This window comes from Bacillus sp. AG4(2022) (assembly GCF_031844465.1).
GTDB lineage: Bacteria > Bacillota > Bacilli > Bacillales > Cytobacillaceae > Bacillus_AB > Bacillus_AB infantis.
Map to the genome: position 1 here is coordinate 353,480 of NZ_JAUZVH010000003.1, position 23,823 is coordinate 377,302.

Annotated in this window: 27 protein-coding genes and 1 pseudogene; 13 read left to right on the forward strand and 15 right to left on the reverse strand. The window is 46.8% G+C overall.

What is annotated here, in order from left to right; all coding sequences use genetic code 11:
* Window positions 1–52: 52 nt before the first annotated feature.
* Window positions 53–772 carry a DUF3784 domain-containing protein gene (locus Q9R36_RS10655; protein WP_224952161.1) on the forward strand — a complete coding sequence of 240 codons (720 nt, stop codon included), beginning with the start codon at window positions 53–55 and terminating at the stop codon, window positions 770–772.
* 81 nt (window positions 773–853) lie between these two features.
* On the opposite strand, the gene Q9R36_RS10660 is transcribed toward Q9R36_RS10655, so the two are convergent.
* Entirely contained in the window at window positions 854–1,585 is a 732-nt protein-coding gene (locus tag Q9R36_RS10660) for a ZIP family metal transporter (protein WP_311225083.1), read from the reverse strand.
* A 56-nt stretch (window positions 1,586–1,641) separates the two neighbouring features.
* Window positions 1,642–1,860, reverse strand: a complete 219-nt coding sequence (locus tag Q9R36_RS10665) for a hypothetical protein (RefSeq protein ID WP_009792375.1) — start codon at window positions 1,858–1,860, stop codon at window positions 1,642–1,644.
* A 205-nt stretch (window positions 1,861–2,065) separates the two neighbouring features.
* Between Q9R36_RS10665 and Q9R36_RS10670 the strand changes: the two genes are divergently transcribed.
* Complete coding sequence (locus Q9R36_RS10670) at window positions 2,066–2,461, forward strand: DUF2512 family protein (RefSeq protein ID WP_009792377.1); 396 nt, start codon at window positions 2,066–2,068, stop codon at window positions 2,459–2,461.
* Between the two features lie 54 nt (window positions 2,462–2,515).
* Here the strand turns inward: Q9R36_RS10670 and Q9R36_RS26145 are convergent, their stop codons facing one another.
* The 3 genes and pseudogenes from Q9R36_RS26145 to Q9R36_RS10680 all read right to left on the reverse strand — a co-directional run bounded on the left by Q9R36_RS26145 (window position 2,516) and on the right by Q9R36_RS10680 (window position 4,182).
* A complete protein-coding gene (locus tag Q9R36_RS26145) occupies window positions 2,516–2,839 on the reverse strand; it encodes a DUF4275 family protein (RefSeq protein WP_396137112.1) in 324 nt (107 codons plus the stop codon).
* Between the two features lie 113 nt (window positions 2,840–2,952).
* Window positions 2,953–3,510, reverse strand: a pseudogene (locus tag Q9R36_RS10675) (HAD family hydrolase); the annotation flags it as partial.
* A gap of 111 nt (window positions 3,511–3,621) precedes the next feature.
* Window positions 3,622–4,182: a CBO0543 family protein gene (locus Q9R36_RS10680; protein ID WP_022543310.1), complete on the reverse strand. Its 561-nt coding sequence runs from the start codon at window positions 4,180–4,182 to the stop codon at window positions 3,622–3,624.
* A 300-nt stretch (window positions 4,183–4,482) separates the two neighbouring features.
* Here Q9R36_RS10680 and Q9R36_RS10685 point away from each other — a divergent pair, with 300 nt between their 5' ends.
* Entirely contained in the window at window positions 4,483–5,919 is a 1,437-nt protein-coding gene (locus tag Q9R36_RS10685; RefSeq protein ID WP_022543309.1) for a carbon starvation CstA family protein, read from the forward strand.
* Between the two features lie 30 nt (window positions 5,920–5,949).
* On the opposite strand, the gene Q9R36_RS10690 is transcribed toward Q9R36_RS10685, so the two are convergent.
* Entirely contained in the window at window positions 5,950–6,768 is an 819-nt protein-coding gene (locus Q9R36_RS10690) for a sugar nucleotide-binding protein (RefSeq protein ID WP_101551967.1), read from the reverse strand.
* 138 nt (window positions 6,769–6,906) lie between these two features.
* Here Q9R36_RS10690 and Q9R36_RS10695 point away from each other — a divergent pair, with 138 nt between their 5' ends.
* Both Q9R36_RS10695 and Q9R36_RS10700 read left to right on the forward strand, forming a co-directional pair.
* Window positions 6,907–7,866, forward strand: coding sequence for a DUF2268 domain-containing putative Zn-dependent protease (locus tag Q9R36_RS10695; RefSeq protein WP_101551969.1), 960 nt, complete (start codon window positions 6,907–6,909; stop codon window positions 7,864–7,866).
* A complete protein-coding gene (locus Q9R36_RS10700) occupies window positions 7,863–8,537 on the forward strand; it encodes an AlkZ-related protein (RefSeq protein WP_101551971.1) in 675 nt (224 codons plus the stop codon). Before Q9R36_RS10695 ends, Q9R36_RS10700 begins: the two co-directional genes overlap by 4 nt.
* 246 nt (window positions 8,538–8,783) lie before the next feature.
* Here Q9R36_RS10700 and Q9R36_RS10705 read toward each other — a convergent pair whose 3' ends face one another.
* The 3 genes from Q9R36_RS10705 to Q9R36_RS10715 all read right to left on the reverse strand — a co-directional run bounded on the left by Q9R36_RS10705 (window position 8,784) and on the right by Q9R36_RS10715 (window position 10,884).
* Window positions 8,784–9,524: a TPM domain-containing protein gene (locus Q9R36_RS10705; protein WP_101551973.1), complete on the reverse strand. Its 741-nt coding sequence runs from the start codon at window positions 9,522–9,524 to the stop codon at window positions 8,784–8,786.
* A complete protein-coding gene (locus Q9R36_RS10710; RefSeq protein WP_094768056.1) occupies window positions 9,524–10,099 on the reverse strand; it encodes a LemA family protein in 576 nt (191 codons plus the stop codon). Before Q9R36_RS10710 ends, Q9R36_RS10705 begins: the two co-directional genes overlap by 1 nt.
* Window positions 10,100–10,257: 158 nt before the next feature.
* Window positions 10,258–10,884 (reverse strand): metal-dependent hydrolase, encoded by a 627-nt coding sequence (locus Q9R36_RS10715; RefSeq protein WP_009792389.1) that lies wholly within the window; start codon window positions 10,882–10,884, stop codon window positions 10,258–10,260.
* A gap of 230 nt (window positions 10,885–11,114) precedes the next feature.
* Here Q9R36_RS10715 and Q9R36_RS10720 point away from each other — a divergent pair, with 230 nt between their 5' ends.
* Complete coding sequence (locus Q9R36_RS10720; protein WP_101551975.1) at window positions 11,115–11,624, forward strand: SRPBCC family protein; 510 nt, start codon at window positions 11,115–11,117, stop codon at window positions 11,622–11,624.
* 172 nt (window positions 11,625–11,796) lie between these two features.
* The gene (cypC, locus tag Q9R36_RS10725; RefSeq protein ID WP_311225146.1) at window positions 11,797–13,053 is read left to right on the forward strand and encodes a CYP152 family fatty-acid peroxygenase CypC; all 1,257 of its coding nucleotides are present in this window, start codon (window positions 11,797–11,799) and stop codon (window positions 13,051–13,053) included.
* 95 nt (window positions 13,054–13,148) lie between these two features.
* Here the strand turns inward: cypC and Q9R36_RS10730 are convergent, their stop codons facing one another.
* Window positions 13,149–13,349, reverse strand: a complete 201-nt coding sequence (locus Q9R36_RS10730; protein WP_009792392.1) for a cold-shock protein — start codon at window positions 13,347–13,349, stop codon at window positions 13,149–13,151.
* A gap of 420 nt (window positions 13,350–13,769) precedes the next feature.
* Here Q9R36_RS10730 and Q9R36_RS10735 point away from each other — a divergent pair, with 420 nt between their 5' ends.
* Window positions 13,770–15,020: a GGDEF domain-containing protein gene (locus Q9R36_RS10735; RefSeq protein ID WP_311225084.1), complete on the forward strand. Its 1,251-nt coding sequence runs from the start codon at window positions 13,770–13,772 to the stop codon at window positions 15,018–15,020.
* A 43-nt stretch (window positions 15,021–15,063) separates the two neighbouring features.
* Here Q9R36_RS10735 and Q9R36_RS10740 read toward each other — a convergent pair whose 3' ends face one another.
* Together Q9R36_RS10740 and Q9R36_RS10745 are read right to left on the reverse strand one after the other, a co-directional pair.
* Window positions 15,064–17,109 carry a catalase gene (locus Q9R36_RS10740; RefSeq protein WP_311225085.1) on the reverse strand — a complete coding sequence of 682 codons (2,046 nt, stop codon included), beginning with the start codon at window positions 17,107–17,109 and terminating at the stop codon, window positions 15,064–15,066.
* 134 nt (window positions 17,110–17,243) lie between these two features.
* Window positions 17,244–18,080, reverse strand: coding sequence for a GNAT family N-acetyltransferase (locus tag Q9R36_RS10745; protein ID WP_311225086.1), 837 nt, complete (start codon window positions 18,078–18,080; stop codon window positions 17,244–17,246).
* 93 nt (window positions 18,081–18,173) lie between these two features.
* On the opposite strand from Q9R36_RS10745, the gene Q9R36_RS10750 reads away from it, so the two are divergent.
* Window positions 18,174–18,944, forward strand: a complete 771-nt coding sequence (locus Q9R36_RS10750; RefSeq protein ID WP_311225087.1) for a hypothetical protein — start codon at window positions 18,174–18,176, stop codon at window positions 18,942–18,944.
* Window positions 18,945–19,073: 129 nt separating this feature from the next.
* Here the strand turns inward: Q9R36_RS10750 and Q9R36_RS10755 are convergent, their stop codons facing one another.
* From Q9R36_RS10755 to Q9R36_RS10765, 3 genes are all read right to left on the reverse strand, one after another.
* Window positions 19,074–19,592 carry a GNAT family N-acetyltransferase gene (locus Q9R36_RS10755; protein WP_009792398.1) on the reverse strand — a complete coding sequence of 173 codons (519 nt, stop codon included), beginning with the start codon at window positions 19,590–19,592 and terminating at the stop codon, window positions 19,074–19,076.
* Between the two features lie 18 nt (window positions 19,593–19,610).
* Window positions 19,611–20,033 (reverse strand): DUF1801 domain-containing protein, encoded by a 423-nt coding sequence (locus Q9R36_RS10760; protein WP_311225147.1) that lies wholly within the window; start codon window positions 20,031–20,033, stop codon window positions 19,611–19,613.
* Window positions 20,034–20,162: 129 nt separating this feature from the next.
* The gene (locus tag Q9R36_RS10765) at window positions 20,163–20,315 is read right to left on the reverse strand and encodes a YfhE family protein (RefSeq protein WP_009792401.1); all 153 of its coding nucleotides are present in this window, start codon (window positions 20,313–20,315) and stop codon (window positions 20,163–20,165) included.
* A 118-nt stretch (window positions 20,316–20,433) separates the two neighbouring features.
* Between Q9R36_RS10765 and Q9R36_RS10770 the strand changes: the two genes are divergently transcribed.
* From Q9R36_RS10770 to Q9R36_RS10785, 4 genes are all read left to right on the forward strand, one after another.
* Entirely contained in the window at window positions 20,434–20,760 is a 327-nt protein-coding gene (locus tag Q9R36_RS10770; RefSeq protein WP_009792402.1) for a hypothetical protein, read from the forward strand.
* 197 nt (window positions 20,761–20,957) lie between these two features.
* A complete protein-coding gene (locus tag Q9R36_RS10775) occupies window positions 20,958–21,905 on the forward strand; it encodes an L-lactate dehydrogenase (RefSeq protein ID WP_311225088.1) in 948 nt (315 codons plus the stop codon).
* Window positions 21,906–22,186: 281 nt separating this feature from the next.
* Window positions 22,187–22,900, forward strand: a complete 714-nt coding sequence (locus Q9R36_RS10780) for a 2OG-Fe(II) oxygenase (protein ID WP_311225089.1) — start codon at window positions 22,187–22,189, stop codon at window positions 22,898–22,900.
* A gap of 11 nt (window positions 22,901–22,911) precedes the next feature.
* Window positions 22,912–23,733: an SPL family radical SAM protein gene (locus tag Q9R36_RS10785; protein WP_311225090.1), complete on the forward strand. Its 822-nt coding sequence runs from the start codon at window positions 22,912–22,914 to the stop codon at window positions 23,731–23,733.
* The last annotated feature ends 90 nt before the right edge of the window (window positions 23,734–23,823 follow it).

The following is a 23,823-nucleotide window of genomic DNA, read 5'->3' on the forward strand; positions in this document are numbered from 1 at the left end:
AAGCCCCTCTCCATCCGTAGAGTAGACAGCGAACAAAAAAGGAGTGGTTTTTATGTGGTTCCTCGCAGGTATACAGGTATTTGTTATTGTGCTTTTTTCTATTCTCGGATGGGCCATCCGCTATAAAAAGAACTACTGGCTCATTTCTGGTTTTGCCGGACGTCCCGCAGCAGAGCAGGAGGAACTCATTCAGAATAAAATGCCCCAGAAAACGGGCGGCCTCCTGCTGGCGACGGCAATCGGGATGCTCATCCTTCTTCCACTTGCCTTTACGGGCTTCACATATGCAATGGAAGTCCAAATTGGCTTTATGCTTCTTTTCCTCCTCGGCGGCAGCATCTATTTGTCCAAGTTCGAAATTCCCCGCAAAAGAAAAAGAATGTTTTGGTTCACCAGCATCCTCTCCTTCGTCGTGATTGGATTCATCAGCGGCCTTACCTATCTCGGCTATCAAAAGCCGGATCTCGCAATCACAGAAGATACGTTTGAAATAACAGGCATGTATGGGGATGAATGGCCAATTGAGAGTATTACGAAACTAGAACTGCTTGAGGAAATGCCGGAGGTTACCTGGAAGGAAAACGGCTTTGGCCTGTCAACCCTTGCAAAAGGCCGGTTTACGGTAGAAGGCTATGGAAGCAGCCTTCTCTTTATCCACAAAGAAGCCCCCTATATTTATATTGAAATGGGAAGAAAGCATATCTTCATCAATGGGGAGAACGAAGAACAGACTTTAAAATGGCATGAACAGCTGGCGAACAGTGTCGAGTAAATGCTGCCGGCTTTTTCTCAGAACAATGGCCGCAGGTTCCGGATTCTTCTCCGAACCTGCGGCCATTGCCTTTTCCTTTCCTTATCCAAACTCCTGGACAAGGAACAGCATAGCAAGGAGCCCGAGCACAAAAGCATAAGTTGGAATTTTCTCTTCCTTCCTTTCATTGCTGTCAGGGATCAGCTCTTTAAAGATCACGAAAAGCATAGCCCCGGCCGCAAAGCTCAGGCCATATGGAACAAGGCCATCCACCTTTGATGCCAGAAAGTAGCCGATCGTCCCTGTAACAATTTCGACCGCTCCCGTAAGAGCGGCAATCAGGAGGGATTTAATTCTTGAGATATTTTCTGAGTGTAAATAAATGGCGACCAGGAACCCCTCGGGGGCATTCTGCAGACCGATAGCCAAAGCAATGATCGTTCCGAGATTATCTTCGCCCGATCCGTAGCTCACCCCCACCGAAAGGCCTTCCGGCAAATTATGAAGCATGATTGCAATGACGATGATAAGCGTTTTTCTGTCGATGCCTGGATTAAAGCGTATGTCGCCGGCATCCAGCTCCGAAACCTTTGAATTCACATAGTTCAGTATAATTGTACCGGCAAGCATCCCTATTGAGAGCACCAGTAAATTAGAGGCCTTAAGTGCCTCAGGGATAAGGCTGAAAGCTGTCGCTGCCATCATGACCCCTGAAGCAAATCCCAGCAGGATGCACTTCATTTTCCCGTTAATTTTATCCAAAAACAGGATTGGAACAGCGCCCAATCCTGTTGCCATTGCAGATAGTATAATGCCAATGAAAGAATTGTCCATTTCAGCCCTTGCCTTTCCTCACCAATGTCCGCTGTCCTTTACTTCCCCCGGGTCGATTACTTCTCACCAGCACCGGAAATGATGGCTGCAGCAATCGATAATCCTTCTGAAATTCCCTTTACATAAGCTTCCTTCTCTTTGCTCCCCTTTTCGATAGCCAGCTTGATCTGTTTATCTTCATAGAGCTTTTTCTCATCTTCCAGAAGTTTGATGATCTGGTCGGTCCCTTTACCGTCCATGCTGCTCAGCTCCATTTCATGTTGGATGTTGGCCATATATTTCCCTGGATTACTGCTATTTTATTGAATCAGTATGAAGCAATTTTTTCAGGATTTTACCAATCATTACCCGCTTGCCACCCTTTTAAGCATGATTATTTTTGGTATTAATTCCCTTTCCTGCAGGAAAATATTTGGGTTTATGCCCGGGCTGGCCAGGCTAAGTAATGGATATACCAACACCACAGAAGGAGGATGAACAATGGAACATGTTAAGGCACTTCTCATTAAATTTGTGATGATTGCTGTTGTATTGGGCATTATCTTAACCGGCTTTTTTGATGTAAGTCTGACCGATTCCCTGCTCATTAGTGTGGTTCTGACCATTCTGGCTTATATTGCCGGCGACCTGTTAATCTTCCGTACAACAGGAGACCGTTCAGACCAGGGAAAAAGAAATTTGATTGCGACTATTTCAGATGCGGTGCTCGCATTCCTGGTTATCTGGTTCATGGGCAATAACCTTGTTGCCAATGACAGTGACATCATCATCGCTTCTATCATCAGCGCCATCGTCATTGCAGCAGGAGAATGGTTCTTCCATAAATACCTGGACAGCCATGTTTTCGGTGAAAAGCATAGAACAGATGCATATTAATTAAAATAAAGAGTCCCGGGGCCATTTCCCGGGACTTTCTTATGCTGGCCGAGCCTACTTGAATTTAATAGCAGCCGGAGATTTGCCAAGATGATGGAAATACGGCCCGCACAAACCTGTCTCATGTGTTCTGACATAGGTCCAGCGAAACTGCCTGTCTGTTATATACACATCTTCCTCTCCCAGCAGATCGCAGGTTTGAAGGGCAAAGGCATCATCGAGAATCAGAGCCTTGTCGCAATGTTGGTAAAAAAGATAGCAGCCTGCTTTTTCTGCCCAGCTGAATGCCGCATCCGCACTGTCCCCTTCGAGACACTCCGCTTTCTTCCAGCTGAAGAGATGCCAGAGATATCCGCACGCTCCGTCCGAATCGTGCAGATAGACGCCAGCCTTCTCATTCTATCTATCAACAACGGAAGTTCTTTTAAATCATCAATCTTCCACTTCACAGCCGTATTATTCCAGTTTGGATCCCTCTTCCATACAGCTTCCATTCCGCACCTCTTTGAGCCTTCTATATCGTTAACCGGATGGTCTCCGACAAACACACTCTCATATGGAGAAACGCAGAGCCTGTCCATAGCTCTGTGAAAGATTTGCGGATCCGGCTTGCTGATGCCCTCCTGCTCCGAAATCAGGATCACTCCGAAATATTCCTCAACCTGAAGAGCCTGGATACTCGCCATTTGAAAACCCCATCTGCCATTCGAGATAATCCCCATCTTTATCTGCCTGTCTCTCAAATCAGACAATGTTTCAATTAGATGGGGAAACGGAACACAGCTTTGGTGGAAATGATTAAGATAATCCATTAAAAGATCTTCAGCCGCAATCCCTTGGAAAGTGAATTCCGCTTCCATCTGCTGATAGACTTTATCTTTCCAGACATATCCCCGGGCATCCAGTTCTTTGAATCTATTCGTGAACACAGCTTGAGGGATGTGGCTGAGTTTATCGTAATATCTCTGATACTGCTGAATTGAGAATTCTTTTATAGAAGCATCACGGTCCAGCAGGGTCCCATCCAGATCAAAGAAAACAGCTTTCATTACAGCTCCTCCCGATTACTTCGTCCCCCCCATTTTACATCCTTTTCTCTAAAGTGGATATATTTACCTTAATTAATTGGAAAAAGCTGCCTGGCAGCAGCTTTTGCACAACTACAATATTTCCGCCCATCCTTTATTTAGTATATACACACCAAAGCAGGCATAAATCAACATGGCAATAAAAAGAAGCCAATAACCCTTTGTATTTGTTCTGATTGGGGTCCGGTAGGCTCTTGGGATAAAAAACTCGCCCACAAACCCCATCAGGCGGAGGAAAAGCCAATAAAGGGAATAAGAGTCCCAATAATCCCAGCCATTGTGAAACCTTATAAAGCCCGCATAATCCTTTAAAAGGACTTCAATGGAAAACACGGCTGTGATACTGATAAAAAAGAAAGGAAAAGTGTTTTTTTCAGGTCTGTACCTAATCAATAATATTGCCAGGAAACTGAAGCTGACGGCTGCTGCCGGCAGAACCTCTTTCATTGGCAGAGCATAGCGGTAAAAGCCCATCCTGAAAAACATTACGCAGAATAGTGCGGCAGTGATGCTGCTCAATATGAACATAATCCCATAGCGGAGAGTGTTATACCTTATCAAATATAGACTGCCTGCACCGGTAGCAATCAGAACGGTCCATAAAATGGCGTAATGGGCAGCTGTGTGGCTCATATTTAATGCTCCTGCCGTCATGTGTCTTAATAGCCGTTAGTGTCCCGCACTATCGGAATATCATACATGCATCTTCCCCATTTCCTCTAGAAGCAACAGCCCATAGCTTATTGGAATTCAGGAAAAAAGTCCGCTGGGCAGTAAGGGCTTTCTTTATGATTAAATAGGCTCTGGTGCAAGAATGGTGTCCAGAGCCAATAAACCAAATTTTATATTTTTTCTGAAAAATCTGTTGTTTTTATGCATAAAAGTGTTAAAATGTTTCATATTCCAAAAGCAATCAACAGGAGGAGAACAATAATGGCTACTTTTTTTGGAGCACTAGTCCTGCTTGTACTCGGCTACGTTTTTTATTCTAAATTTGTGGAACGCGTATTCATCATTAATGACAGCACTCCGACACCTGCATATACGAAAAGGGACAATCTCGATTATGTACCGATGAGCTGGTGGAAGGGAAACCTGATTCAGCTCTTAAATATAGCTGGCCTCGGGCCGATCTACGGAGCGGTGGCCGGAGCCTTATACGGTCCTGCAGCCTTTATTTGGATAGTGGCAGGAACAATTTTTGCAGGAGGCGTCCATGACTATTTTTCAGGCATGATGTCCCTCCGCCATCAGGGAGAACAATACCCTTCCCTTGTCGGCCGTTATCTCGGACAAACCGTTAAAACCATTATCAGCGTCGTTTCGCTTGTATTGATGGTGCTGGTGGCAGCCGCGTTCACCGCCGGCCCCGCCCAGCTGATCGCCCAGCTGACACCTCTCAGTTTTACGGTCTCGCTGCTGATTATTTTTGCCTATTTCCTGCTGGCAACCATCCTGCCGATCAACCGCGTTATCGGGAAGATTTACCCTCTGCTCGGCGGCATCCTGCTTTTCATGGCATTGGCAATCGGCATTTCATTACTTTTTTCCGGTAAAAGCATCCCCAACCTGACATTGGAGAACCTTCATCCAGGGGAGCTGCCGATCTGGCCGCTATTGATGGTCACCATTTCATGCGGAGCCATTTCAGGATTCCACTGTACGCAAAGCCCGATTGTCGCCTGTACGATGAAAAAAGAATCAGACGGCCGCAAAATCTTTTATGGCGCCATGGTTACTGAAGGCGTCATCGCCCTTATCTGGGCAGCAGCCGGCATGACCTTTTTCAATGGAACAGCCGGCCTGGGAGAGGCACTCGCAGCAGGAGGCCCATCCGGAGTCGTGAATGAAATCTCCACCTCCCTTCTTGGGACACTTGGCGGAATCCTGGCCATTCTTGGCGTTATCATTCTGCCTATCACCACGGGAGATACGGCACTTCGCTCTTCCCGTATGATCCTGACTGAAATCTTTGCCAAATTCTTTAATATGGAAAGCAAAATCAAGATTCTTCTGGTAACCGTGCTGGTTGCAGTGCCGGCTCTGTTCCTGGCAACCATTGACTACACTTTCCTCTGGAGATATGTGGGCTGGACCAATCAGGTGGTTGCTACCGTCATGCTGTGGACAGGCACTGTATACCTTCTGAAGAACAGCCGCTTTCACTGGATCTGCGGGGTGCCGGCCCTGTTTATGACAGGCGTCGTCTGCACGTATATTTTTTACGCACCGGAAGGATTGGGGATGGATTACCGGCTGTCCATGATCATTGGCTTCTCGCTGGCGGCCGCCGTGCTCGCCTGGTATATCAGCCAGATATTCAAATACCGCCAGCTGCGGGTGAACAGCAAGGATTTCCGCGCGGCATAAACTACAAAAAGGGCCTCGGCCCTTTTTTGTTTACTTCAATAATTCTTCGATCATATCGTCATGAGAGAATACCAGATGCGGAGGAATATCCTGCCTGATGGACTCAAGGCCAAAATGATAGCTGTTATGTTCGTCCTTGAAAATGACAGGCCGGATACTCTCCTGATTTCCTGGCAGACGCTCTGCCAGCCTGGCGGCAAATGCAAACTGCGAAAGCATATCTTTTGTTCCTAAATGGAAGATTCCCTTCAGCCTGTTCTCCATCATATAACTCACCGCCCTCGCCAGCTGCACATCCGTTAAATGATTGCATGCCAGATGAGTGTAAGCCTCCATCCCTTCCTTCTTCTGAAGCGCATCTTTAAGATGGCTTAACCTTTGAGATTTCTTCCCCCATATTGCAGGAATCCGGATGATCGCTGCCCTCTCCCCCAGAACCCCCTGCAGCATGCTTTCACACCGGATCTTAAAACGGCCATAATCGGTCTGTGATTGAGGCATATCATTCTCGTTATGGTGCTTTGAAAAATCCCCATCAAAAACATTGGCTGTTGAAAAATAATAAAGCATGGAGTTTCCATCCTTCATTGCTTCCGCAAGCTCCTGATGGAACTTCAGCTGAGCGGAAAAGTCCCCCCTTAAGCAGGAAACCGTGATATCCGGCCTGATGGATGAAATCAGGCTCCCTGCAGCACCAGGGTCACCGACATCAAGCTGAATGTCCCTCTCGGACACAGTTCTATTCACCGCAGAATGATAAGTAGCATAAATCTTAAAATCCTCCCTTACCTGTTCCGCCAAAGCTTTTCCTATAAGCCCGCTGGCTCCTAAAATGAGCAGTTTTTTCATAATCGGCCTCCAATCATTTTCCTGGACATATGCTTAACGTTTTCAAGGTGAAAGGAGATACGGGATACACCATGTAATTTTTTCCAAATTAAACTATAATATTTATATCCTAATTTAACAGAAAGGCAGGTACCAGTGATGAAACAGCCCCTCCTTACGCTGGTTACTCTCATACTCATTTCTGCAGTTCTTGCCGGATGTGAAAAAGAGGCCGATGAAGCAACTAAGCCGGTCGTCTCATCCTTCAAAAATGATGGCGGAAACCAGAATTTCAACATTGTCCATGCACAGTACCTCTATGAAGATTATCTGGATAATCTTGAACAGACACCACGCCAGGAACGGCAGGCACTTTATGAAGAAAAAATTCTTAAGCCTATTGAAAAGGAATGTTTTACAGACCTTGATTACCCTCATATGGCAGAGGAAATCCAGGATTATCAGGTGAACAAATTTCCAGGCACCCTTAAAAAAGTAATAAATTCAATGAACAAAGAGCGTTTGGACTCCCTGATTAAAGAAGCGCTCGAAAAATCTTCTGAAATTCTCCCATCCACTAAAGACATCAATGTGTGCATTTTTCCGACAGACAACACAATGGTTAAAACCATGGTGGCCACCGGTGCAGGCAGGATTATTTTTTATTATAGTGATTATAATTCTTCTGATCGCATGATCAAAAGTTCAATATCCCATGAATACCATCACAGCACATGGACAGAGCAGCATTTTGAGAGTTCTCATCAGAATACAGTTTTGGACAACCTTGTTTTTGAGGGAAAAGCCGTCATGTTTGAAGAAACAGTATATCCGGGAATGACCAGCCTCCCCCTCGATACAAAGGCAGCTCCAGTTTTCTGGAATAAGGTGAGAGACGACCTCCATAAGGCTGACTTTAGCCGATCACTTGAAGTGCTTAATGGCGGTGGCCCCCTTCCCCTCCATTACGGCTACAGCGAAGGATACAAAATCGTGAAAGCCTACATTGAAGAAACAGGCAGCACCGTCGAAGAGTGGACAGCCGCTTCGCCTGATGAAATATTGAAAAAAGGCAGATACATAGAAAGATATTATCCAAAGGAGGAAGCTGAATCATGAAAGATTACAAAGCAGTGGAATTTAATGAAGCAGCAGTCATCATCAAGGAGACAGGCCTGCTGCCGCTGGCTCCCCTCATTCCGGGATACCCGGCGCTCAATACCATTACGGATCCTGTAAGCTGGCATGCAGGGGGAGATTCAGACCCTTGGACATGGCGGACCCGGTTTGCGGGGGAAGGGATTGCCGCTTACGGAAAGTTCATCAGTAAAAAGGCAGTTTTCATTTCAAAAGACTGGGTACCTCTTTTTCTCGCTGTTCTGGGAAAAAACGATGGGCCTGAAGAAAGATACCATAAGGGGGAGCTTTCAAAAGAAGCGCTGACTCTGTACAGCCTTATCCGCTCACAGGAAGGAATTGATACACGCCTTTTGCGGAAAGAGGCGAACATGCTTGGCAAAGAGCACAAAAAGGCTTTCGACCAAGGATTGCAGGAACTGCAGGGAAGCATGGATATTGTCATTTCCGGAATAAAGGAAAAACAAAATGAAGCAGGGGAAACGAACGGATGGAACAGCACCTCCTATGAAACGATGGAAAGCTGGCTGGAGAAAAACGGGATTGAGCGCCTCGCTATCAGCAGAGAGGATGCCAGAGAAAAACTATTGCAGCATTTCTCCGGTTTCTGCCCGGACGAAGCGATGAAGAAGATTTCAAAAATATTATCCTAAAATGGTGAAAAGCCGAAAACTAATCATTCATAGTTTCCGGCTTTTTATTAATCTGTTCGTCTAAAGCTCGGGGTTAGCCTTAAGACGTGTTTGCAGCGGTTGAATGTGAGTGGTTTAGAATCAGAGCGGTGCTTGAATTTACCGATTGAAGGATTCATTCACTTAAAGCCGGTGTTTTTTTGATTATTTCCTGACTTTTTCTACCGAATCGGCAAAATCACACGCAAGCAGCCCTTCTTTTCTCTCTCACCAGCCCCTGCTGGCACCTCCGCCGCCGGATGAGCCTCCCCCGCCGCCGCGTGGTCCGCCTCCGCCGCCTCTTCCTCCGCCCCGCGAAATGACAGAAAGAAGAATATAGGTCAGTGTACCGCCAAAGAACATGAAATCCAGCACAATGACCCCGACGATAATAATAAATAATAGCCAGGAAGGAATGCCTGTGCCCTGCTCTCCTGCAGGCTGTGCTGTACCCTGGCCCTGGCCATACTCCGCTGCGGCTTCGCCGGCAAGTGCTTTATATGTGTCAAGGACAGCCTGCCCCGGCTGTCCGGCCTGGAGCAGCGGAATCGTCATTTCATCAAGTATCCTTCCGGCTTTGCCGTCAGGTATCCGGCCCTCCAGCCCATAGCCGACTTCAATCCGGGCTTTTTTGTCCTTCATGGCAAGAACAAGCAGGACGCCATTGTTTTCTTCGGCACTGCCGATTGCATATTGCCGGAATGCCTGGTTCGCGTATTCCTCAATTGGCCTTCCCCCGGTTGTTTCCACTGTCAGGACTGCTACCTGGGCAGTGGTCCGGTCTTCAAGAGAGCGCCCGAGGGCCCGTATTTCATTTTCCTGCTCCAGGCTTAGGACATCTGCAAAATCCTGGACATATATATCCCCGGACGGGGCGGGAATTCCGTTTTCTTCAGCGTGTGCTGCGCCTGCAGAGATGAACAGCAGGAGAAGGGCCAGAACAAAAGGGAATGCCCGATGCCGGATCATTACTCATTGCCCCCAAAATCAACTTCAGGCGCTTCTTCGGCAGCTGGATCGGCCCGGAAGTATTCTTTCTCATCAAAGCCGGTCACATTGGCAACAATCGCACCGGGGAACCTTTTAATTCTTTTGTTGTAGCTTCCTACCTGCTCATTATAATCCTGGCGTGCCACCGATATCCGGTTCTCTGTTCCGGCAAGTTCATCCATCAGCTGCGTAAATTGCTTGTCCGCCTTCAGATTCGGGTAGTTCTCGACCACAACGAGCAGCCTGCTCAATGCATTTGAAAGCTCGGTATTGGCCGTCGCTTCTTCTTCCGGCGTCCTTGCGCCTGCCAGCCTCGCCCTGGCATCAGAGATGGATTGGATGACTTCCTTCTCATGTGCTGCATATCCTTTGACTGTATTAACGAGGTTTGGGATCAGATCCAGCCTTCGCTGAAGCTGGTTCTCGATCTGAGAATACGCTTTGTCCACATCTTCCTCGGCATTTACAAATCCATTATAGCTGGATCCCAGCATCATAAAAATGATGACTAAGGCTACAACGGCAATCGCTATCCCTGCAAAACCCTTTTTCAAGTTGTCCACTTCCAATTCATAGATGATTTATCTGCTTGAACATTATTTTTCCTTCTTTTCCGGAAAGCTAAACTTTCAAGAAGGGAATGAAAGATGGCATTTTCAGGATATAACTTTCCAGCTTATAAAAAGAAGCAGCCCCCTTCAGGACTGCTTCTTCATATCTCTTTTGATGAAAATGGCAGCAATAATTTAATGCCGCGCCTGTTAAAAGGTAAAAACTTCATATCGGTGATAAGATGGCTCGCATAGGCAGCCATGCAGGTCTTAAAGACTCCTTCTATCCCAAGGGAGCTATCGAGCTGATAGGCAATCACCCCAAAGAAAATCAGGCCAGCCGCTGAATGCGTGTAGGTCCTATGGGAGACAAATGATGCTGCAATGATGTATATGCCCAAAAGCAAAAGCCAGCTTTCCTGAAGAGACAAGCCGCCGGCCGCTATCCCGATTCCTGTAACCGTCAGCATCCTCCTCTTCGTGATGAAGGATGCCAGGATTACAATGGCTGCACCAGCCCCCATTCCGAGCCAGCGCTCCTGATCTCCTCCTTCAAGAAAGCTGTACAAACACATCAAAAGCCCTATCGTCTGGGCAATCGAGCGGATTGCTTTATGTGATATCGTAATTTTATTGCTGAGCTTGCCGTCGATATCGGCATCCGGCAAGAGGGCTGAAGCTGTGCCGATCCCCACTAGTACAAGAGTTTCCGCAGGGCTTGATTGCACGGCATTTGCTGCCATAAATCCAATGACGGCCCCGACTGTCATATGCGCTGTTCCGTTCATGCTGTCATCCTGTCTTTTTTTATAAGTTACTTATTATACTAGCATAATAGAACATATGATTGCATAGGGAATTAGTCTTTTCCAGGAAAAATATAACTTCATTTTTGATAAATAAATTTACAGCTTTCATTCTTTTAACGTATATTTAGAATAGTATAATTATGGCCGGGCCAGACTTCGCAGCTTCTATTTCCCACCTCCCTCGGCTGAATATTTCAAAGGAGGAGGACATGACAATGCTAAAAGATACCCGAACCGGGCTAGTGGTTTCAAGGAAATTCGATGCGCCGCGCGAGCTTGTATTCAAAGCATGGACAGAAGCAGAGCACCTCAAGAACTGGTGGGGCCCAAAAGGTTATGCCATGAAGGTCACCATGCTGGAACTCCATCCAAAAGGAATGTTCCACTATAGCCAAAAGTCTCCCGAAGGATATGAAATATGGGGCCGGTTCATCTTTGATGAAATTTCTCCTCCGGATAAGCTCGTATTTATAAATTCATTTTCAGATGAAGAAGGGAGTGCTGTCCGCGCTCCTTTTAATTCCGGATGGCCTCTTGAAGTGGTCAATCATGTAGGCTTCCTCAGTTCGGAGGATCAAACCGAGATAGAGCTGTTCGCGTCCCCTCTAAATCCTGAAGAACATGAGCAGCGCAGCTTTGAAGCTGCACTTGATGGTTTGCACCAGGAATACTCCAGCACCTTCAGCCAGCTGGATGAATACTTAAGGATGATTAAATAATCTGTCATTCTCCCCATTACTTGATGGGGAGTTTTTTTGTTCCCGCAAACAATATTGCCGGGTTTCAGAAGTTTCTATTAAAGAAACTTAAGCCCGGTGTTTAACCGCCTGCAATTAGTGAAAAATAATACAAGACAAATGCAGGTATACAAAGGAGCAGATGCTGATGGCCATGAACGGGCAGATTCCTCATGATAAAAGTCTTGATAACAGCCTTACTTTAATGAAGGAAGGCTACGAATTTATTCCTAACAGAAAAGAACGGTACGGAACAGAGCTTTTTGAAGCCCGGCTGCTCGGGCAAAAGGTGATTTGCATGAGCGGACAAGAAGCGGCTCGGCTATTCTATGATACAGACCGTTTCAAAAGAAACGGGGCAGCTCCCAAACGGATACAAAAAACATTGTTTGGTGAAAATGCCATCCAGACGATGGACGGTGACGCCCATATCCACCGGAAACTGTTGTTCATGTCCCTGATGACGCCTCCCCACCAAAAAAGGCTTGCCGGGATGGTCATGAATGAATGGAAGGCAACGGCAGCCAAATGGCAGGAAGACGGCCGTGAAGTTGTGCTGATGGAAGAAGCAAAGGTTATTCTCTGCCGCACAGCCTGTGCATGGGCGGGTGTCCCGCTGAAGCAGGAGGATGAAAAAGAGAGAGCTGAAGAGTTTGCCGATATGGTAGACGCCTTCGGGGCGGTTGGTCCCCGCCATTGGAAAGGCAGGCATGCGAGGGGCAGCTCAGAAGACTGGATACGGGGTCTTATCGAGGATGTCAGAGATGGAAAGCTGGCTGCAGAAGAAGGTACTGCCCTGTATGAAATGGCCTTCCACAAAAATCTGGATGGGACTCATCTTGATTCACAAATGGCCGCTGTCGAGCTCATCAATGTTCTCCGCCCGATTGTTGCCATTTCGACTTTCATTGCCTTTTCTGCCCTTGCCCTTCACGGTCATCCCCGCTATAAGGAGATGCTGCAGACCCGCAGCGGCAGCGAGCTTGAAATGTTTGTCCAGGAAGTGCGGCGCTTTTATCCTTTCGGTCCGTTCCTTGGAGCGATTGTACGCAAAGACTTCATCTGGAATGAGGCGGAATTCAAAGAGGGGATGCTTGTCCTTCTCGACATTTACGGAACCAACCATGACCCGCTGCTTTGGGAGGAACCGTACGAATTCCGGCCGGAGCGTTTCGGAAATTGGGACGGCAGCCTTTTTGACCTGATCCCTCAAGGCGGCGGCGATGCCTCGAAAGGCCACCGCTGTCCCGGAGAAGGCATAACGATTGAGGTTATGAAAGCAAGCCTTGACTTCCTCGTGAACGAGATCGACTATTCTGTTCCGGAGAATCAGGACTTGAGCTTCAGCCTTTCCAGGATGCCGACATTTCCAGAGAGCGGCTTTATTATGAGCAATATTAAAAGGAAATGACCGTTAAAGAGGACTCCGCCGTTTATAGGGCGGGTGTCCTTTCCTTTTTGCCGAAAAAAAAACAGGCACTCAATTGAGTGCCCGTTCTTTGCGTATTAGCCTTTAACTACGTTAGAAGCTTGAGGTCCGCGCTGACCTTCTTCGATGTCGAAAGAAACTTCTTGACCTTCGTCAAGAGTTTTGAAACCTTCGCCTTGGATAGCTGAGAAGTGAACGAATACATCTTGACCTTCTGAAGTTTCGATGAATCCGAATCCTTTTTCTGCATTAAACCATTTAACTTTACCTGTAGCCATGTTTGTTGCCTCCTTGCGTGTAAACACACATTGTATTACTATTCTTGCTCAAAGTTATCAAGGCGAAAAGTATCAAAACTGTTCTTTCCTTATATACCGAACAAAAATAATTTCACTTTATGATAACAGATTAACAAAGGATAAGCAAATTTATTCGTTAAAAAAATGGAAACGGTAACAATCCGATAAATCTCGACAATTTTCTTATGTGCCAGGCACCCTAGTTGGACAAATGTCCATCTGCCGTGCCTGGCACCCTTCTGTTCTATTTGGGAAAATCATGTAATATTTGTTTTTTTTATGTTCTGAATTTTTAAATTGCTATATAATTAGAAAATAGGTTTGTGGCAGTTAAGCTGTTTGACTTTTTAAGACCGATTTTTTTATAACAATCGCGGGGAAGGGGTCCAAATACCAATTATGCTAAAGGCGCGATTATTTATCTTTTTTATTTTCTTCACCTCACTTGCTGTTGCTTCCCAATCGGAATGGACGGTTCCGGAGATGAATGTATATCTCCTGGCCCTTGCTTTTTATTGGATCTTTTCTGCTTCTTATTTCCATCTTAGGATACACAGCAAGCTGGGCAGCTCGACCATTGACTATGGCATTACCTACAGCCTTTCATTCGGACTTTTCGCCGGGCCGGCAGGGCTGCTGATATTCGAGACGCTCTATCGCTTTACGGTTTATTTTACAAAAGTGAAGACCAAAACAGCAGATCCTGATGAATTCGTCCATACCTTTTACAATATCGGTGCCTTTACGCTGAATAACAGCATTGCCTATTTCATCTTTCAATCTCTGTATCCCCGGATGGAAGGCATCCCATTCGGCTTCTGGCTGCTGATGCTGCTGCTTATTACCGTGACAGCCATCCTGTCTGACCTTTATTTGATCATTTTCTTCTCGTTCCTTGGAGAAATCAATACGCGCAGGGAGGCAATCGATTTTATAAAAAGCAGGAGTGTCCTTGATATGGGAAAGATCGCTTTTACAAACGGGTTCCTCCTTCTTTTCCTCCAGCAAGGGAAATGGGATATGCTCCTTGGCCTGTTCCTGCTGAATTATCTTGTGAGCCGGTCTTTCCTTTCCAAGTCACAGAGTGCACAGCATAAATATGAGCGCGATAAATTTGAGCAGATGGCATATACCGACTTTCTCACAGGTGTCCATAACCGCGCCTTCATGGATCAGAAAATGAAGGAATTGGACAAGGCCCAGGAAACGGTTGGGATCATAGTGGCCGATATAGACAAATTTAAACTGATCAATGACTCTTATAACCACGCAGTAGGCGACTGCGTTATCAGGCATTTTGCGGATTGCCTGAAAGGGGTGCTCACAGAGGAAGATGTCCTTATCCGGAGCGGCGGAGAGGAATTCACTCTTTTCCTCCGCGGCAGGAACTTTAATCAATGCAGCAAGCTGATTGAAGATATTAACCGGGGGCTTTTGGAAAAGCCGGCTGAAGCCGATTTCCACGGAAAAAGGATTCAGATAGGATATACAGCCTCTTTCGGTCTTTATTATGGGAAGGTGAACACAGAAACTCCTATGGAAAAAGCCTATATCCTGGCAGACCAGCTGCTTTTTCAGGCAAAAGATCTTGGCAGGAACCGTGTTTCGGCCAAGAACGGTTTAGTCAGCCTGGAAGCTATAGGGTCTTAGCATTACAAAGAAAGCAGCGGAATCATGTTCCGCTGCTTTCCTTTTATACCAGCTCCCGCTCCCAAAAGCGGTGCTGGGCAATTGCCTGGATAAACTCCTCTGCGAAGCTTTCCGCTCCATCTCCAAGTACAATTCCTGCAGCATTGTTTTTACCTATGTTTTCAAGCCAGTTCCTGCCTTCATGAGTCGCTCCGATCGGCTTATAGTGAGCGAAGGCCTCATGGATGAAATAGGCTGCATCCTGCTGAAATTTCTTTGTCCCGCCACTGCCTCCTGCGGCATATATGGCATCCACCAAGACAGATTCAGTGGTAAGGAATGTATCTTGGACTTCAAGCTCGCTTCCATCAGAGCCTTTAATCTTCCCGAGCCTGCTGCTGATTATGACGGGCATAATGCCTTCTGCCTTCAAGGCTTCCAGTACCTTCATGATTTCTCCATTAAATCCATCAGCGGCAATGACTCCCACCTTGCGTGTTGCAGGGAGCTTCTTCGTTTTTTCCTGGCTGAGTGCAGGCGAGGATTTTGTTACAGCAGAACCGCCCTCTTCAGGAGGGACTGCCCCGATATTTTTTGCAAATTCTCTTGTCATTTCAAGATCGACATTGGCAAACATGTCCACAACCTGCTGCTGGATCGACTTGCTCTTCACTTTGCCGAGTTCAAAGCTGAACGCATCGATGATATGCTGCTTTTCCGGTCCGCTCATACTGTTCCAGAAAAGCTTCGCCTGTGAAAAGTGGTCCTTGAAGCTATCGCTCCTCGCCCTCACCTTGCGACCCTCGACCTTCTCCTGGTAATGAACATACCCGCCCTCTTCCTCTGACGCAGGAGAAGGGGTATTATTGGCGATTGAGTTATTATGATAGCTCACCGGTCCCTTGTTGATGGTCTGCCGGTGGAAACCATCCCGCTGGTTGTTATGGAAAGGGCAAACCGGGCGGTTAATCGGTATCTCATGGAAGTTTGGCCCTCCCAGACGAAGGAGCTGTGTATCAGTATAGGAGAACAAGCGCCCCTGCAGCAGCGGATCATTGGTAAAATCAATCCCCGGCACTACATGGCCCGGGTGGAAAGCGACCTGCTCAGTCTCCGCAAAAACATTGTCTACATTCCGGTTAAGCGTCATTTTTCCAATGATTTGGACGGGTATGTCCTCCTCCGGCCAGAGTTTCGTAGGATCAAGTATATCGAAATCAAAGGAGAATTCGTCTTCTTCTTTTATCACCTGGATCCCCAGCTCGAATTCTGGATAGTTGCCCTGTTCAATAGACTCCCAAAGATCCCTGCGGTTAAAATCAGGATCCTTGCCGGCTATTTTCTGTGCTTCGTCCCAGACGAGGGAATGGACGCCAAGCACAGGCTTCCAGTGGAATTTCACAAAATGCGAGATACCCTCCTCATTCACAAGGCGGAATGTATGGACGCCAAACCCTTCCATCATGCGGAAGCTTCTTGGCAATGCGCGGTCTGACAAAGCCCACATGATCATATGGGCGGATTCCTGATTGTTGGCGACAAAATCCCAGAAGGTATCGTGGGCAGCAGAAGCCTGCGGCATTTCATTATGCGGCTCAGGCTTGATTGCATGAACAAGATCCGGGAACTTAATGGCATCCTGTATAAAAAATACCGGCATATTATTGCCTACCAGGTCATAATTGCCTTCTTCTGTATAAAACTTTGTCGCAAACCCGCGCACATCCCTGACAGTCTCGGCTGATCCCCGGAAGCCGACGACCGTTGAGAATCTTACAAATACAGGGGTTTTCACAGCAGGGTCCTGCAGGAACTTTGCCTTTGTATACTTTTTCATAGATTCATATACCTGGAATTCCCCATGCGCTGCAAAGCCGCGTGCATGAACGACCCGCTCGGGGATCCGTTCGTGGTCAAAATGAGTCATTTTTTCCCGGAAATGAAAATCCTCCAGCAAGGTAGGCCCCCGGACACCGGCTTTAAGCGAGAACTCGTCCTCTGATACTTTGACTCCCTGATTGGTTGTCAGCTTTTCTCCACGGTCGTCTGTCCTGAATTGCTCCAGCTGTTCGTTTTTGCTGGATTCATTTACATTGCGGTTATCTTTCATTCAGTCTCCTCCTCATATAGAATGGCTCATGCTGACTGGCAGCTATGTACAAGTCCCTTACCCATTCCCAGCAGAAGAGAGAGCTAAACAGAGAAAGCAGACTAAATGTTTCAATTTTTTGAACAGTGGTTATTTTAATCCGGATATGGAATGACGACAGCCTGGCACGACTTTTCATAGAATTCAATTGGCCCCGCCCCGCCGATGACCGCATATTCATAGCCGATTTCTTTCATATTCTTCAGGCAGGCATGGAGAAGGGCGCTTCCTGTTCCTTTTTCCCGAATGCCTCCAGCCACTCCCATCGGCCCGAAATATCCCTTTTTTCCCTTGTATGAATCAAATACTGCAAACCCAATCAGTTCCCCGTCTCCACTGAAAGCTATGTAGACCGGCGGTTCCTCCTGCTCCATCCCAGCTTCAGCCGTTTGGGTCCATTCAGCCGAAAAATGGGCTTCTGCAAATGCGGCAAGCATCTCTCTATCCTTTTTCCCTGCTCTCCTGACCGCAGAGAGCAGCTTGTCAGGCGGTGAGTACGATGCCAGATGTAAAGCTAAATCTCTGGCTGCTGCCCCGACTGCTAGCATCTGCTGTTTATCTTCCTTCCCTGCCAAATCAGCAAGACAATCACAGGAAAGCAGCGCCTTCAGGAGATGGCCTTCATTAAGGATCATCTGGCCGTATTTCTTCATATATCCAGCCGCCGCCTCCATCACGACCTTTGTTTCCTCAGATATCTCTGCCGGAAATCCAAGCAGCAAGCTCCCCCTTTCTTCAGAATTTTTGACTGAGGCTGAGCGGAGGCTGCTTATGTCTAAACGGCACTTATTCGCCAGTTCCGCAAATGCCCCGGTCCTTTCAAGCAGGCACCCTGATAGCAGATGCTCCGGCTGGATAAACCGGCAGCCAGTCTCCACCCGTTCTCCTTCTGCCAAGTGGATGATCCTTTTCAGGCGGTCTGTCATCTTCATTTTTCTTAGCCTCCTTCTGATTTTTAAAAATAGGGAACCTTTTTCCATCTTCTCCGTATTAATTAGGAGGGCAAGGGGCAAAAATTTTAGACAATGAAAGGGCGGAAAACGATGTGGCTTGACCTGTTTTTTATTATGATGTTCCTTATCGGATGCTACTACCTGCTGCAGCTCCGGCTCCGTATAAAAAAAGCGGCCGATTTGTCGGGACAAGCTTTATTCCCACGCACACAGGAAGAATATTCAGGCATCCTGCTGCCAGGCGAATGGAAGGAAATGCAGCCAATCACGAAAAATACTAGATCCTATCAGTATATAAAATGGGGAACCGTATGTGCTTTTTTCCTCATGGCCGGCTTCCTCCTGCTCCTGCTTTTAACCGATTGGTTTGACCCCGCCTTCTTGAATGCGGCTTATATATTCTTTGCCATTGCAAGCTTCATCCGCCAGCCGCAGAATCTATTTATCATGAAGGACGGCATGATTCTGCACGGAAGGTTTTACAGCCAGACCGAAATCCGCTCTTTTGAAACAGAGAAAATTGTCCGCTGGCATCCTCTTTACGGGCTGGACTCCCGCGCAGACAATGGCTATCAATTAAAACTCAAGGTGAAGAATCGTTTGTTTCAGCCAGGCCTCATTGCTGTGCCGGATAAAAAGCACTTAACAGCAATAGAAAACCTGCTTGGAAATATAGGTATAGAAAGAACCAGTTCAAGTGAATATGAGAGTAAAAAGGAATCCTCCAGCGCACCTGCTATAAAAGTCAGAGGTAATATCCAGGGGGACGGTGCCGGTCCAAATGAAACCAAGGCCGGTGCTGAGGCAGCTTCATGCCAGGCCCTGTCCATATCAGGTTCATAGTTTTTGGTTTGTATATAGCCATTCACCATAGAATAAGCCGCATATATTAGATGGCATGATGCTGAAAGGATACATGCCTTTACTGCCAGTTTCATCGCTTCATCTCTCCTATTCTTGATTTTCTGGCTGCTAAAATGCAGCGTTAAAATCCTTCCATCCATACACACAGAGCTCGAGCTCCCGGCCGCTGCCGATTTTTATTGGGATAGCATCCTTCAGCAGTCTTGCACCCGTGTGTTCATAAAAGCTGCAGGCATCATTTTCTTTCAGCACCTTTACGATAGCAGAACGAATCCCCTCTTTTTGAAATGCTTGAAAAAGCTCTTGCAGGAGTGCCTTTCCAAGGCCAGTTCCCTGATGCTCTTCCAGCACATATAGACAGGTGACATTCCCCTTGAAACCGCCATACTCGCCTGTTTCCTCTTGGCTTCCGTCTGCAAAACCAACTATCCCGCCATTTTCCTCTGCCACAAGTACAATATTTCCGGGTATCGCGATATTCCTGTGCCACAGTTCGGTCCTTTTTTCCACGGAAAGAGCTGCTAGATATTCATCATTAATAATGCCCCTATAAGCAGTCCTCCATGTTTCCACATGGACTTTGGCGATTCCTTCTGCATCCTGGTCCTTCGCTCTCCTGATCTTCATTCTTGCCCCTCCCGCCCCCTAGGATTCCGGATATGTATTCCTTAGAAATCGGATCGATTGGAGAATCAGCTCCCTTAATACCTCTTCCTCCACATCTGCCAGCTTATTGATGTACACACAGGCCTTGCCGGCTGTATGCTTGCCGAATCTTTCAAGCAGTTCTCCCCTTTGAGTGTCTCCTGTGGCAAAATAGAGGCTGATCTTTGCCTTCCTCGGGGAAAAGCCGACAAGCGGTGCGTCTCCTTCATGCCCGGTCTTATATTTATAATGATAAGATCCAAATCCGATAATGCTCTCTCCCCACATCTTCGCCTTGTATCCGCTTGTATCTTCAAAAATTTCAATCAGTCTGTATGCATCCTGCCGTTTCTTCGGGCTGTCTACATTTTCAATGAATTCTTCTACACTTTTATCATTTTCCCTCGTCTTCTGCTCGTACATCATTTCCCTCCTTAAGTTTCTATTTTACTTAGTGTACATTTCTACAGCAGGGGCTGTTCTCCTTCCTGCAGACGGCCTTTTTATAAGATGCAAAAAGCCCCGCCGTCTTGCGGCAGGGCTTCCTTTCCATCATTCACTTTTTTCGCTGGAATCGGAGTCTTGTTTCTTTTCAGCTTTATAGGCTTTCTTGAAATCACTGCTGTAGTTCACTTCCTGGGTATCGGAGAGCCCGTTGTTCTGCTCTGTGTTGAACCCTTTGTATGGTGGTTTTTTGTCTGCCATTTTAGCATTCTCCTTTCCAATTTATATTCATTATTCTTTTACCCTCCGGACATTCCTGCAAACGGAAAGTTTAGAGGCCCCCTCTAATTAGGTAAACAAAGAACAGAGGTGATGAAGAATGACATTGAAAAAGATAGGTACGCTTCCCGAATTGGTGAAGAGGGCGGAAAATGCGGCTGGTTCCCGTTTATACATCAGCCAGGAGGAATCCTCTCGTCCTGGTGCTGTTCTCGGGGACGAAGACAGTCCCAGCGGCTCCGCGATGGGTCTGGAGCTTAGTCTCCTTCTCCAAACTGGCTCTGAACAGCTTTACTACAGCAATAAATACGATGAAGAGGATCTTTACGAAGCCGACCTTGGTTTCCTGGAAGGATTGAAGGAAAATACAGATCACACCCTCCTCTCCCCCTCAGATTTCAGAAAAAGGCTGGAAAGTGCTGAATAAAAGGCTCTGAAGCTGCTTTAACGGTTATGACAGGATCATAACCGTTATTCCGCAGAGAACTTGTGAAACATTTCACAAAATAGCCATAGAGTTTGTGAATTATTTCACATTTTTACTATATAATAAAAGTATCTTAGTTAACCGCCTCGCGGGAATAGCAGACATATAACTCTTACAATTGAAGGGAGAAATTCGAGATGAAAACAAACAAAGTGAACAGGGTTGTTGTAATTGGCACTGGAGCTGTGGGCTGCAGCTATGCATACTCTATGGTCAACCAGGGCGCCGCAGAAGAAATTGTCCTGATCGATGTGAACGAAGCTAAGGCCGAAGGTGAAGCAATGGATCTTAATCACGGAATGCCGTTTGCCCCTTCCCCAGTCAGACTGTGGAACGGAACCTATGATGACTGCAGGGAAGCTGATCTTGTCGTCATCACTGCAGGCTTGCCCCAAAAGCCCGGTGAAACAAGGCTTGACCTTGTAGCGAAGAACACCGGCATTTTCAAAACCATTGTCAAACAGATTATGGCGAGCGGCTTTGACGGCATTTTTCTGGTCGCAACAAATCCGGTTGACATCCTGACATATGTGACGTGGAAAGAATCCGGCCTCCCGAAGGAAAGAGTCATCGGATCAGGCACCGTACTTGATTCAGCCAGGCTGCGCTTTAAGCTGGGCGAGTATTTCAAAGTGGATACAAGGAATGTCCACGCAGCCATCATCGGAGAACACGGAGATACGGAATTCCCTGTCTGGAGCCATAGCAGCATTGGAATTGAATCTCTTGGCAGCTTTATGAAACGCAAAGAAGACGTGAACCCGGACTGTCTCGAAAAAATATTCGTCAATGTACGTGATGCAGCCTACGATATCATTCAAAGAAAAGGTGCGACCTATTATGGGATCGGAATGTCACTGGCCAGGATTACGAAAGCAATCCTCCATAACGAAAATTGCATTCTGACCATTTCTGCTTATTTGGACGGTGAGTATGGAGAAAAGGACCTTTATATAGGTGTTCCCGCCATCATCAACCGGGAAGGCATCCGTGAAATAATTGAAATCGATCTCAATGAGAAAGAGAAAGAGCAGTTCAGCACCTCTGCGAAAGTATTAAAGGAGATTATGGCCAATACGCTTTGATTCAGATAGGAGCCGGCTGACCAATGCCGGCTTCTTTTGTTTTGTTTTAGATATATCAATCTACTCTTCTCCTTTCTTCATATCCTTAGATTTTGTTTCACTGTCTTCCGCAGATTAAGCTCAATGGAGAATAGTGCGGTAACAGCGGCAAGCACAATCATCATACTACTCCTTCCTAAATATCAGTTCAAATATCCTTTATTTACCACTATATAACTCATTCTTAATACAAGACTTTGCTAATAATAGAACATATCATTAGAAATAAAGGAGGCCGCAGCATGGACAGCGAAATGGGCAAAAAGATAAGCACACTTGATTGGGAGGCGCTTCATCAATCCTTGGATGAGGATGGATTTGTAAAATTAGGCACCCTCCTATCCCCCGCGCAATGCGATTCTCTTATCGGTATGTATGAGGATGAAAGCCTTTATCGAAGCACCATCAATATGGAGCGCTACCGTTTTGGGGAAGGTGAATACAAGTACTTCGCGGATCCCCTTCCCCCTCTTTTGCAGGAGCTCCGCTCAGCTTTTTACCCTGAGCTTGCGAAAGCTGCCAACCGCTGGCTTGCCTTGCTTGGCAAAGAGCCTGCCTATCCCGGCACCCTGGAGGAATTTCTGGAAGAGTGCAGGCAGCACGGACAGGAACGGACAACCCCGCTTATCCTGAAATATGAGCAGGGAGGCTACAACTGCCTGCACCAGGATCTTTACGGAGATGTGTTTTTTCCTTTCCAGGTATTATTCACTTTGAGCAGAAGAGGACAGGATTACACCGGCGGTGAGTCTCTTCTCGTAGAACAGCGCCCAAGAGCGCAAAGCCGCGGGCATGTAATTACGCTCGAACAGGGTGAGGCCCTGATTTTCCCAACGAGCAGCAGGCCGGTCCAGGGGAAAAGAGGCTACTACAAAAACACTGTCCGCCACGGTGTCAGTACACTCTCCTCTGGTACCAGGTATGGATTGGGAATCATCTTCCACAATGCAAAATAAGGATGATAACAATGAAAGCTAATATAGCTTATAAAACACCTAAGACCATTTTGACAAAAGGCACCGGGTTCCTTTCCGGCTACAGCCACTCACTTAACCCTTATACAGGCTGTGCGTTTGGCTGCTCCTACTGCTATGTCAGAGAAATGCCAGTCTCCATCTTCCGCAGCGAAGGTTGGGGCAGCTGGGTCGACGTAAAACAGGGTGCGGCAGAACTGCTTGATAAAGAAATAACAAAAGCAAAACAGAAAGGCCCTGTGACCATTTTTATGTCTTCCAGCACAGACCCCTATCAGCCGGCTGAGCACACAGAGAGAATTACCCGCTCCCTGCTTGAAGCTATGACAGAAAACCAGCCGGATTTCTTGTTTGTCCAAACAAGAAGCCCCCTTGCAGCAAGGGATGCGGATCTGTTTCAAAAGCTTGGAGAAAAGGTCCGGATCAGCATGACAGTGGAAACGGACAGCGAGAGAATAAGAAAGCATTTTACGCCCTCCGCCCCGCCGATCCCCGCAAGGCTGAAGGCCCTGCGGGAGATGAAGGAAGCAGGAATACCCGTCCAGGCTGCCATTGCCCCTATGCTCCCCAGCAGTGAGAAGTTCCCGGAATTACTTTTCCCCATTGTAAACCGGATCTGCATCGATGATTATTTTATGGGAGATGGAAGCGGAGGACGAAGAACGGAAAAGATCGGCATCCCTTCTCTTTACGAAGAACTGAATCTAAAAGAATGGTACAACCGGACCGCATACAGGAAACTATATAAGCGATTTACAGAAGTATTTCCTCCGGAAAAGGTTCTGATCAGCAAAGAGGGCTTCCTTCCGCAATAAGGTTTTCAGCCGCTGCTGACCCCGGAAAATAGTTGGGATCTGACCCTGAATGATTGCCTGAATTTCTGCTAATCTTAGCTATGAAAATAG

Coding starts and splice junctions, on each gene's coding strand:
- Q9R36_RS10655 (WP_224952161.1), top strand. CDS start 53: ATGTGGTTCCTCGCAGGTATACAGGTATTTGTTATTGTGCTTTTTTCT.
- Q9R36_RS10690 (WP_101551967.1), bottom strand. CDS start 6,768: ATGAAAAAACTGCTCATTTTAGGAGCCAGCGGGCTTATAGGAAAAGCT.
- Q9R36_RS10755 (WP_009792398.1), bottom strand. CDS start 19,592: ATGAAGATCAGGAGAGCGAAGGACCAGGATGCAGAAGGAATCGCCAAA.
- Q9R36_RS10715 (WP_009792389.1), bottom strand. CDS start 10,884: ATGAACGGAACAGCGCATATGACAGTCGGGGCCGTCATTGGATTTATG.
- Q9R36_RS10760 (WP_311225147.1), bottom strand. CDS start 20,033: ATGTACGAGCAGAAGACGAGGGAAAATGATAAAAGTGTAGAAGAATTC.
- Q9R36_RS10775 (WP_311225088.1), top strand. CDS start 20,958: ATGAAAACAAACAAAGTGAACAGGGTTGTTGTAATTGGCACTGGAGCT.
- Q9R36_RS10730 (WP_009792392.1), bottom strand. CDS start 13,349: ATGGCTACAGGTAAAGTTAAATGGTTTAATGCAGAAAAAGGATTCGGA.
- Q9R36_RS10765 (WP_009792401.1), bottom strand. CDS start 20,315: ATGGCAGACAAAAAACCACCATACAAAGGGTTCAACACAGAGCAGAAC.
- Q9R36_RS10660 (WP_311225083.1), bottom strand. CDS start 1,585: ATGGACAATTCTTTCATTGGCATTATACTATCTGCAATGGCAACAGGA.
- Q9R36_RS10695 (WP_101551969.1), top strand. CDS start 6,907: ATGAAACAGCCCCTCCTTACGCTGGTTACTCTCATACTCATTTCTGCA.
- Q9R36_RS10780 (WP_311225089.1), top strand. CDS start 22,187: ATGGACAGCGAAATGGGCAAAAAGATAAGCACACTTGATTGGGAGGCG.
- Q9R36_RS10720 (WP_101551975.1), top strand. CDS start 11,115: ATGACAATGCTAAAAGATACCCGAACCGGGCTAGTGGTTTCAAGGAAA.
- Q9R36_RS10685 (WP_022543309.1), top strand. CDS start 4,483: ATGGCTACTTTTTTTGGAGCACTAGTCCTGCTTGTACTCGGCTACGTT.
- Q9R36_RS10705 (WP_101551973.1), bottom strand. CDS start 9,524: ATGATCCGGCATCGGGCATTCCCTTTTGTTCTGGCCCTTCTCCTGCTG.
- Q9R36_RS10700 (WP_101551971.1), top strand. CDS start 7,863: ATGAAAGATTACAAAGCAGTGGAATTTAATGAAGCAGCAGTCATCATC.
- Q9R36_RS10680 (WP_022543310.1), bottom strand. CDS start 4,182: ATGAGCCACACAGCTGCCCATTACGCCATTTTATGGACCGTTCTGATT.
- Q9R36_RS10670 (WP_009792377.1), top strand. CDS start 2,066: ATGGAACATGTTAAGGCACTTCTCATTAAATTTGTGATGATTGCTGTT.
- cypC (WP_311225146.1), top strand. CDS start 11,797: ATGAACGGGCAGATTCCTCATGATAAAAGTCTTGATAACAGCCTTACT.
- Q9R36_RS10740 (WP_311225085.1), bottom strand. CDS start 17,109: ATGAAAGATAACCGCAATGTAAATGAATCCAGCAAAAACGAACAGCTG.
- Q9R36_RS10735 (WP_311225084.1), top strand. CDS start 13,770: ATGCTAAAGGCGCGATTATTTATCTTTTTTATTTTCTTCACCTCACTT.
- Q9R36_RS10785 (WP_311225090.1), top strand. CDS start 22,912: ATGAAAGCTAATATAGCTTATAAAACACCTAAGACCATTTTGACAAAA.
- Q9R36_RS10750 (WP_311225087.1), top strand. CDS start 18,174: ATGAAAGGGCGGAAAACGATGTGGCTTGACCTGTTTTTTATTATGATG.
- Q9R36_RS10745 (WP_311225086.1), bottom strand. CDS start 18,080: ATGAAGATGACAGACCGCCTGAAAAGGATCATCCACTTGGCAGAAGGA.
- Q9R36_RS10770 (WP_009792402.1), top strand. CDS start 20,434: ATGACATTGAAAAAGATAGGTACGCTTCCCGAATTGGTGAAGAGGGCG.
- Q9R36_RS10665 (WP_009792375.1), bottom strand. CDS start 1,860: ATGGCCAACATCCAACATGAAATGGAGCTGAGCAGCATGGACGGTAAA.